The 8,571-nt window shown below is 71.0% G+C and carries 8 protein-coding genes and 1 pseudogene; 7 read left to right on the top strand and 2 right to left on the bottom strand.

Translation table 11 applies throughout. The features are described 5' to 3' along the window. Positions 1-380 precede the first annotated feature (380 nt). Both MHW47_RS28145 and MHW47_RS28140 read right to left on the bottom strand, forming a co-directional pair. Positions 381-1,088, bottom strand: a complete 708-nt coding sequence (locus tag MHW47_RS28145; protein WP_239226572.1) for a DUF4328 domain-containing protein — start codon at positions 1,086-1,088, stop codon at positions 381-383. Positions 1,089-1,236: 148 nt separating this feature from the next. Beyond that, positions 1,237-2,856: a glycoside hydrolase family 20 protein gene (locus tag MHW47_RS28140; protein WP_239226571.1), complete on the bottom strand. Its 1,620-nt coding sequence runs from the start codon at positions 2,854-2,856 to the stop codon at positions 1,237-1,239. A gap of 358 nt (positions 2,857-3,214) precedes the next feature. Here MHW47_RS28140 and MHW47_RS28135 point away from each other — a divergent pair, with 358 nt between their 5' ends. The 7 genes and pseudogenes from MHW47_RS28135 to MHW47_RS28105 form a co-directional block, all read left to right on the top strand. Beyond that, a complete protein-coding gene (locus MHW47_RS28135) occupies positions 3,215-3,709 on the top strand; it encodes a 2-oxo-4-hydroxy-4-carboxy-5-ureidoimidazoline decarboxylase (protein ID WP_374230162.1) in 495 nt (164 codons plus the stop codon). 243 nt (positions 3,710-3,952) lie between these two features. Then, positions 3,953-4,333 (top strand): succinate dehydrogenase, cytochrome b556 subunit, encoded by a 381-nt coding sequence (gene sdhC / locus MHW47_RS28130; protein ID WP_308381723.1) that lies wholly within the window; start codon positions 3,953-3,955, stop codon positions 4,331-4,333. Positions 4,334-4,338: 5 nt separating this feature from the next. Then, entirely contained in the window at positions 4,339-4,812 is a 474-nt protein-coding gene (locus MHW47_RS28125; RefSeq protein ID WP_239226570.1) for a succinate dehydrogenase hydrophobic membrane anchor subunit, read from the top strand. A 30-nt stretch (positions 4,813-4,842) separates the two neighbouring features. Beyond that, a complete protein-coding gene (gene sdhA, locus MHW47_RS28120) occupies positions 4,843-6,597 on the top strand; it encodes a succinate dehydrogenase flavoprotein subunit (RefSeq protein ID WP_239226569.1) in 1,755 nt (584 codons plus the stop codon). Continuing rightward, a complete protein-coding gene (locus MHW47_RS28115; protein ID WP_239226568.1) occupies positions 6,597-7,373 on the top strand; it encodes a succinate dehydrogenase iron-sulfur subunit in 777 nt (258 codons plus the stop codon). Before sdhA ends, MHW47_RS28115 begins: the two co-directional genes overlap by 1 nt. A 160-nt stretch (positions 7,374-7,533) precedes the next feature. Further along, the gene (locus tag MHW47_RS28110; RefSeq protein WP_239226567.1) at positions 7,534-8,127 is read left to right on the top strand and encodes a hypothetical protein; all 594 of its coding nucleotides are present in this window, start codon (positions 7,534-7,536) and stop codon (positions 8,125-8,127) included. Positions 8,128-8,136: 9 nt separating this feature from the next. Then, positions 8,137-8,571: pseudogene (locus MHW47_RS28105) on the top strand (hypothetical protein); the annotation flags it as partial.

Below are 8,571 nucleotides of genomic sequence, written 5' to 3'. Positions count from 1 at the left end.
CCCGGCGAGCCGGTCGGGCCAGAGCCGGGGATCGGCGCAGCCGGCCCATAGCGGGCGGAGCGGGTCGGGGTCGGCGCCCGGCGGGGGCTGGGGCAGACAGCGTTCGAGGCAGGCGGTCGCGCCGGCGGCGAGCCCCCGCTCGTCGGCCGCGGCGATCAGTTCGAGCAGGCTCATCGACATCTCCTGTCGGCCCTCCCGTACCCATGGCGGAGCACAGGAGGACCCAGCGCTTCCTGTTATCCATTCAGCGTCGATTGGCCGAAAAGCGTCACTGCCACTGGCTGATTACCGTCGCCGGGATGCGCGTGGCCCTCGTACCCCGGGAGGCGCGTGACCTCCGTACGAAGGGTTCCGGTGTGCGTGCCTCCGTACGTGTGGCCTCAGTGCGCGCGCCCCCACCGCGCGCCCAGCGGAGTCTCCTGGGCGGGGAATCCCCCGGCCCTCGCCCGCAGGTCCTGCATCGCCGTCAGCCTGCGGACGAACAGGATCGCCACGACGGCCGCGGCGATGTCCAGCGCGTCCGAGGCCACGACCAGATCGAGCCCTCGGACGACCTCCTCCCCGCCCTCCGCGCGGTCGTAGTAGCCACCGGCGGCCCGGCCGAGGATCTGCGTCGCGACCATCCCCGCCCACCAGGCGTTCAGCACCCCGCGCGGGGCGGCGCCCCGGTCCGCGAGAGTGCCGGCCGGGAGGCTCGCGGTCCAGACGCCGGTCGCCACCCGGTACGGCAGCCAGAGGTTGGCGAGGGGCACGAACCACGCGCCGACCGCCCAGCCCGGCCGCAACGTGTGGCAGTACGGGTCGAACACCTCGGCGTTGCGCCGGACCCGGCGCAGCCACACGATGAAGACGATGCCCGTCGCCAGCAGGGCGAGGCCCTGGAGGGCGCCGGCGGTGCCGTACATGTTGTCGGCGAGCGTCAGCGCGTCCTCGTCGACCGCGAGAAAGCCGTCGTCCAGCCCGTCCGCGAGCAGCATGCGGCTGTGGACACCGGCGGCGATCGACAGCACGTCCGTGACGGCCACCGCGCCGAGCAGTACGCACACCGCCTTGCCGAGACCCACCGGTGAACGCAGCGTACTGGGCATGAAAAAGGAACCCCCATGAGGTGAGCGGTCCCGGCGCCGGCATCGGCACGGCGCCGGTGCACGCGCCCCCTCCCCGGACGGCGCGGCCACCGGACCGTAGTGCTCCGCAGACCGTTCTGTCCATGATCAGTGGGTTCCCGGGGGGTCCTCACCCCGCGTCGATCTCCTTCGCCAGCGCCCGGAAGCCGGTCCAGCTCAGGGCCGGCTTGCCCGGTACCCACAGCTTCTGGGCGGTCGCCCGCAGCGGCATGCGGATGCCGGCCGCCACCTGCGCGGGGGTCTGGGCGTTCGGGAAGTCGCCCCAGACCGCGAAGCGTCCGCCGAGGATCTGACCGGAGTAACGGGCCGGGACCGGGGTGGTGCCGCGCAGGACGAGGGGGGTCCACTGCTCATAGATGCGCTCGCCGGTCGGATAGACGAAGTCGTTGGGCTGGCCGAGCACGTAGTACAGGTACTCGTCGTTGAGGTTCAGCAGCTTGCGGCCCTCGCGCAGGTACTGCTCCGGCGGCCGGGCGCCGTACTCCTTGCCCGTCCAGTACTCGACCTCGATGTCCCGGTCGGCGCGGACCTTGCTGTCGCGGAACTGTCCGTCGTTCCACGCCTTGGGGCGCATGTGGTGGGCGCGGACCACGTCGGCCCGGTCGTTGAGCCAGCCGGTGGCGAGGTCGGCGATGCCCGCGCCGGCACCGTACTTCGCGACGGCCGCGCGCTGGAGCTGCGGGTAGGAGGCGGCCGGATCGCGCGCCATCAGCGCGCGGTACTCGTCGCCGCCCAGATGCCAGAACGCCCCGCCGAACAGTTCGGTGTACTCGCCGAGCAGCTCGTCGATCAGCTCGGCCGCGCCCGGCTTCGAGATGTCCAGCGAGCCGGTCGAGGCGACGCCGGAGACGTTGTGGAGCTGGAGTTCCGGGTGGGCGCGCAGCACCGCGCCGAGGTGGCCGGGCGAGTCGATCTCGGGGACGACCTCGATGTGCAGCCGGCGGGCGAGCGCCACGATGTGCCGGACCTGCGCCTTGGTGAGGTGGTCGGGCGAGACCACCTCGGGGTGGGTGTCGGACTCGATGCGGAACGCCTGGTCGTCGGAGAAGTGCAGGCCGAGCTGGTTGAGCTTGAGGTCCGCCATCTCGCGCAGCCGGTCCTCGATCCAGGACGCGGAGTAGTGCTTGCGGGCGATGTCCAGGTTGAGGCCGCGCTGCGGCTTGGCCGGCCGGTCGCGCACCACGCCCTCGGGCATGGCGCCGTCGGCGCGCACCGACTGCTTGAGGGTGCGGGTGCCGTAGAAGACGCCCGCCTCGCCGGGACCGCTGATCCGGACCCGCCCGTCGGCGGTGCGCAGGGTGTACGACTCGGGCCCGCCGGCCGCCTTCGGGGTCAGGGCCAGCTCGACGTCCCCGGCCCGGGCGGGCACCTCGCCCCGGTAGCGGATCTTCAGCTCGCCGGCCAGCAGCTTCCCCTCGTCGGCGAGGGCGCCGCCGCCGTCCGCGACGACCACCGCGCTGTCCTTGCCGGGCCGCCAGCCGGGGCCTCGGGCGGCGGTGTGCTCCCGTACGGCGGGGATGGTGCGGGGTGCCTTCGAGAGCGGGTAGCTCCGGGTCGGCGAGGGCGTCGGGGACGGGGAGGGGGAGAGCGCGGACGTGGCGGGCGGGCGCGAGGCGTCGGTCGCCCCCCGATCGCCGGAGCCCTCGGGCCAGACGAGGACGGTGACGGTGACCGCGACCGCCGCCGTGAGGGCCGCGCCGGCCGCGAGGGCACCGCGTGAGGGCGACATCGGTCAGAAACCTCCGGATTCGGGGGGAAACAGGTCAGAAGTCAAGAGAAACAGGGCAGATGTGGGGTGATAGCCGGGCATTTTCCTCGGAAGTTCGCCCATCAGACATCACGAAACTCTCCCGTCCGGGTGAAATTCGCGCATTCGTCGCCCGGCCGTTTCCGCGCCTCGCTAGCGTTGAGCCCCATTCGTCACTCCTTTCGCCCCACTCGTCCGCCTGGTCCCCACCCCCTCCCTCCATCCCTCCCCCTTCCAGGCTCACCGATGCCGTTCATTCCAGGAGCCCACGCTGTCCAGGTCCAGCGAGTCCCACGCCGGCCTTCCCGAGCAGCCGCCCCGGCCCGCCCGGCGCACCGCCGTGCCCGTGCAGAAGCGCGCCGCCGCCGCGCCCGGCTGGGGGCTGCTCCGTTTCAACACCGCGCCCGTCCGGCAGACCGAGGCCGCCCTGCTGGAGTGCTTCGGCAGCCGGGTCTGGGCGCGCCGGCTGGCCGCACACCGCCCCTACCCGGATCTGGACTCCCTGCTCGCGGCGGCCGACGAGGCGGTCTACGACCTCTCCCCCGCCGGGCACGCCGCGGCGCTGGCCGCCGAGGTGTCGCCGGGGCTGCGGCCGGACGCGCCGCGCTCCGCCCATCTGGCACTGGCCGCCGCCCACGCGGAGTACGAACGCAAGTTCGGCCACGTCTTCGTGATCTGTCTGGACGACTACGCCCCCGAGGAGCATCCGGATCAGGTCCTGGCCGGCATCCGGGCCCGCCTGGGACACGAGGAGGACCGGGAACGGGCGGTCGCGGCGGACGAGATGCGGCGACTCGCCCGGGGCCGGCTGACCGCTTTGGTATCGAGTCGATAACGGGCCGCTCCCGGGGCGCGACCCCGGGAAACCCCGTCGTACAGCGGGTCGGCGAGGTCACGGGGGCCCGCCCATAGCCCGTCCGTGCCTGATTCGTTGCCACTTTGATCACACCGGAGGGCCCCGCGCGATCGAACCGACAAAGCGTCGCTACGATGGCCGGGGCCGGTGGACCGTACCCGGCCGGGTCAGACCGACAGTCAAGCCGGCCGACCCCGATCCCCGCTCCCGGAGGGTTTTTCCGTGCCGGCTGGAACGCTGTACCGCGGCCGGGAAGGCATGTGGTCCTGGGTGGCTCATCGAGTCACCGGTGTCCTCATTTTCTTCTTCCTGTTCGTGCATGTCCTGGACACCGCCCTCGTCCGCGTCTCCCCGGAGGCCTACGACGACGTCGTGGCCACGTACAAGACGCCCATCGTCGCGCTCCTCGAATACGGCCTGGTGGCCGCGATTCTCTTCCACGCGCTGAACGGTCTGCGCATCGTCGCCGTGGACTTCTGGGCCAAGGGCCCGCGCGTCCAGAAGCAGATGCTCTGGACCGTGCTGGGCATCTGGATCGTGCTGATGCTGGGGGCGCTGTACCCCGTCCTCGGCCACGCCGTCCGTGAACTCTTCGGGAGCTGAGGCACATGTCCACCGAGACTTCCGCGATCGGCGCCGTCGAAGGCGTTTCCCTGTACGACGTCGACAACCCGGCCCCCGTCATCGAGCCTCCGCGCAAGCGGACCGCCAAGACCCCCAAGGGCTCGCGCACCAACTTCGAGATGTACGCCTGGCTCTTCATGCGCCTGTCGGGCATCGTGCTGGTCGTCCTCGTCCTCGGCCACCTGCTGATCCAGCTGGTGCTGGACGGCGGCGTCTCCAAGATCGGCTTCGCCTTCGTGGCCGGCCGCTGGGCCTCGCCGTTCTGGCAGGTCTGGGACCTGGCGATGCTGTGGCTCGCCATGCTGCACGGCGCCAACGGTCTGCGTACGGTCATCAACGACTACGCCGAACGGGACAACACCCGCTTCTGGCTGAAGATGCTGCTGTACACCGCCACGGTGTTCACCGTCCTGCTGGGCACGCTGGTGATCTTCACCTTCGACCCGAACATCCGCTAGGCGCCGGGCCCGAAGGACCAGAGGTAAACCATGCAGATCCACAAGTACGACACCGTCATCGTCGGCGCCGGCGGAGCCGGCATGCGCGCGGCCATCGAGTCGACCAAGCGCAGCCGCACCGCCGTGCTGACCAAGCTCTACCCCACCCGCTCCCACACGGGCGCCGCGCAGGGCGGCATGGCCGCCGCGCTGGCCAACGTGGAGGAGGACAACTGGGAGTGGCACACCTTCGACACGATCAAGGGCGGTGACTACCTGGTCGACCAGGACGCCGCCGAGATCCTGGCGAAGGAGGCCATCGACGCCGTTCTCGACCTGGAGAAGATGGGCCTGCCGTTCGGCCGCACGCCCGAGGGCCGGATCGACCAGCGCCGCTTCGGCGGTCACTCCCGCAACCACGGCGAGGCCCCGGTCCGCCGCGCCTGCTACTCCGGCGACCGCACCGGCCACATGATCCTCCAGACGCTGTACCAGAACTGCGTCAAGGAGGGCGTGGAGTTCTTCAACGAGTTCTACGTCCTGGACCAGCTGGTCGTGGAGGAGGACGGCGTCAAGAAGTCCGCCGGCGTCGTCGCCTACGAGCTGGCCACCGGCGAGATCCACGTCTTCCAGGCCAAGTCGGTCATCTACGCCTCGGGCGGCACCGGCAAGTTCTTCAAGGTGACGTCGAACGCGCACACCCTGACCGGTGACGGCCAGGCCGCCTGCTACCGCCGGGGCCTGCCGCTGGAGGACATGGAGTTCTTCCAGTTCCACCCGACGGGCATCTGGCGCATGGGCATCCTGCTGACGGAGGGCGCCCGCGGTGAGGGCGGCATCCTCCGCAACAAGGACGGCGAGCGCTTCATGGAGAAGTACGCCCCCGTCATGAAGGACCTCGCCTCGCGCGACGTCGTCTCGCGCTCCATCTACACGGAGATCCGCGAGGGCCGCGGCTGCGGTCCCGAGGGCGACCACGTCTACCTCGACCTGACGCACCTGCCGCCGGAGCAGCTGGACGCCAAGCTCCCGGACATCACCGAGTTCGCGCGGACGTACCTCGGCATCGAGCCCTACACGGACCCGATCCCGATCCAGCCGACCGCGCACTACGCCATGGGCGGCATCCCGACCAACGTCGAGGGCGAGGTGCTGGCCGACAACACCACCGTCGTGCCCGGTCTCTACGCCGCCGGCGAGGTCGCCTGCGTGTCGGTGCACGGCGCCAACCGCCTCGGCACCAACTCGCTGCTCGACATCAACGTCTTCGGACGCCGCGCGGGCATCGCCGCCGCCGAGTACTGCGCGAAGAGCGACTTCGTCGAGCTTCCCGAGAACCCGGCGCAGGCGGTCATCGACCAGGTCGAGCGGCTGCGGAACTCCACGGGCACCGAGCGCGTCGCCGCGCTCCGCCAGGAGCTCCAGGAGTGCATGGACGCCAACGTGATGGTGTTCCGCACCGAGCAGACGATCAAGACCGCGGTCGACAAGATCGCCGAGCTGCGCAAGCGGTACCTGGACGTGTCCATCCAGGACAAGGGCAAGCGGTTCAACACGGACCTGCTGGAGGCCATCGAGCTGGGCAACCTGCTCGACCTCGCCGAGGTCATGGCCACCTCGGCGCTGGCCCGCAAGGAGTCGCGCGGCGGTCACTACCGCGAGGACTACCCGAACCGCGACGACGTCAACTTCATGCGCCACACCATGGCGTACCGCGAGGTCGCCGAGGACGGCACCGAGTCGATCCGGCTGGACTACAAGCCGGTCGTCCAGACCCGCTACCAGCCGATGGAGCGTAAGTACTGATGGCTACCCCCACCCTGGACAAGGCCGACAAGGCGCCGGAGCCCGAGGCGGGCTTCGCCGACTCGCCCTACATCACGGTCACGTTCCGCATCCGGCGGTTCAACCCGGAGGTCTCCGACGAGGCCCAGTGGCAGGACTTCCAGCTGGAGATCGACCCGAAGGAGCGCGTCCTCGACGCCCTCCACAAGATCAAGTGGAACCAGGACGGGACGCTCACGTTCCGCCGGTCCTGCGCGCACGGCATCTGCGGTTCGGACGCCATGCGGATCAACGGCAAGAACAGGCTCGCCTGCAAGACGCTGATCAAGGACATCAGTCCGGAGAAGCCGATCATGATCGAGGCCATCAAGGGCCTCACGGTCCTCAAGGACCTCGTGGTCGACATGGACCCGTTCTTCCAGGCCTACCGCGACGTCATGCCCTTCCTCATCACCAAGGGGAACGAGCCGACCCGCGAGCGCCTGCAGTCCCCCGAGGACCGCGAGCGGTTCGACGACACCACCAAGTGCATCCTGTGCGCCGCGTGCACGTCCTCGTGCCCGGTGTTCTGGAACGACGGCCAGTACTTCGGCCCGGCGGCGATCGTCAATGCCCACCGCTTCATCTTCGACTCGCGCGACGAGGGCGGCGAGCAGCGCCTGGAGATCCTCAACGACCGTGACGGTGTGTGGCGTTGCCGCACCACCTTCAACTGCACGGACGCCTGCCCGCGTGGCATCGAGGTCACCAAGGCGATCCAGGAGGTCAAGCGCGCGCTGATCACGCGTCGCTTCTGATCCGTCCGCCGCGAACCCGCGGCACCCGGGGCCCCGTCCCCCGCGGAGTGCGAACTCCGCGGGAGGCGGGGCCTCTTGCTGCGCGGCGCAGACCCGAGGGGTACGGTCGTGCGGGACTTCCCGCGCACGGGGGTGCGCGGTCCGACGAGAGCGGGGAACGTTGAGCGAGCCGAATCCGTACGCGGACGACGCGTCCACCTGGGGGCCGGGCCGGAAGCCGGACACGCCGCCCGCCGCGCCGGGTGCCCAGGGCTACGGCTATCCGGCGGGCGGGAACCCGGTCTACGGCTACCCGCAGCCGCTCTCCGGCCCGCCGCCGTCCTCGCCGCCCGCCGGCTACGGCTATCCGGGCGCGCAGCCCCCGTCGTACGGCTACCCCGGGCAGCCGGGGCCTGCTCCGGCGGGCGGCGGCACGCCGGTGCTGTCCATAGGCGACATCACGGTGATGAGCGACTCGATCGTGACGCCGAGCGGGACGATGCCGCTGCGGGGCGCGGTGTGGACGGCGACGGACATGTCCCGCACCGAGGAGAGGATTCCGCCGGTCGCGATCGTGCTGGCGATCGTCTTCGCGCTGCTGTGCCTGATCGGTCTGCTCTTCCTGCTGATGAAGGAGAAGCGGACCACGGGCTTCGTGCAGGTCACCGTGACCAGCGGGGGCCGGCACCACTCCACGATGATCCCGGCCCTGGCGGCGGACACCTTCCCGATGGTGATGGCCCAGGTCAACACCGCCCGCTCGATGAGCATCTGAGACCCGCCGATGGCCGTCCTGCGTCACTCCGTCACCGTCCTGGCCGTGGGCCCCGAACTGGTCGACGAACTCGCCGCGCTGCTCTGCGACGTGGCCGAGTCGACCCGGGCGCGCGGCGAGAGCGTCCTCATGCCGGACGGGCAGCCGGTCGCCGACCTGCGCCTGGTGAAGGGCCGCCACCTCCGGCCCGGGGCGCGCTACGAGATCGGCGGCCCCGGTGACGCGGAGCGGATGGCGCTGCGGGTACGGGAGTGGCGGCGCACCGCGGCCGTCGAGGTGGAGCAGGTGATGAGCGCGCCGGACCTCGACGCCCGGCTGACGCTGCGGCTGGCCCGGCCCGACCGGCCCAGGCTCTTCGAGGCGCGCGGCCGGATGCGGGGCCCGGAGGGGTCCGGGATGCTCCAGCGGGGGTCCGGCCGGGCGCGGATCGACCTGGGCGCGTGG

It is taken from the genome of Streptomyces sp. OfavH-34-F, assembly GCF_022347745.1.
Taxonomy (GTDB): Bacteria; Actinomycetota; Actinomycetes; order Streptomycetales; family Streptomycetaceae; genus Streptomyces.
This window is presented reverse-complemented; position numbering and strand designations above follow the sequence as displayed.

Excerpts from the sequence above, each read along its gene's own strand:
- MHW47_RS28145 (WP_239226572.1), bottom strand. The coding sequence starts at position 1,088 with ATGCCCAGTACGCTGCGTTCACCGGTGGGTCTCGGCAAGGCGGTGTGC.
- MHW47_RS28115 (WP_239226568.1), top strand. The coding sequence starts at position 6,597 with ATGGCTACCCCCACCCTGGACAAGGCCGACAAGGCGCCGGAGCCCGAG.
- MHW47_RS28140 (WP_239226571.1), bottom strand. The coding sequence starts at position 2,856 with ATGTCGCCCTCACGCGGTGCCCTCGCGGCCGGCGCGGCCCTCACGGCG.
- MHW47_RS28125 (WP_239226570.1), top strand. The coding sequence starts at position 4,339 with ATGTCCACCGAGACTTCCGCGATCGGCGCCGTCGAAGGCGTTTCCCTG.
- sdhA (WP_239226569.1), top strand. The coding sequence starts at position 4,843 with ATGCAGATCCACAAGTACGACACCGTCATCGTCGGCGCCGGCGGAGCC.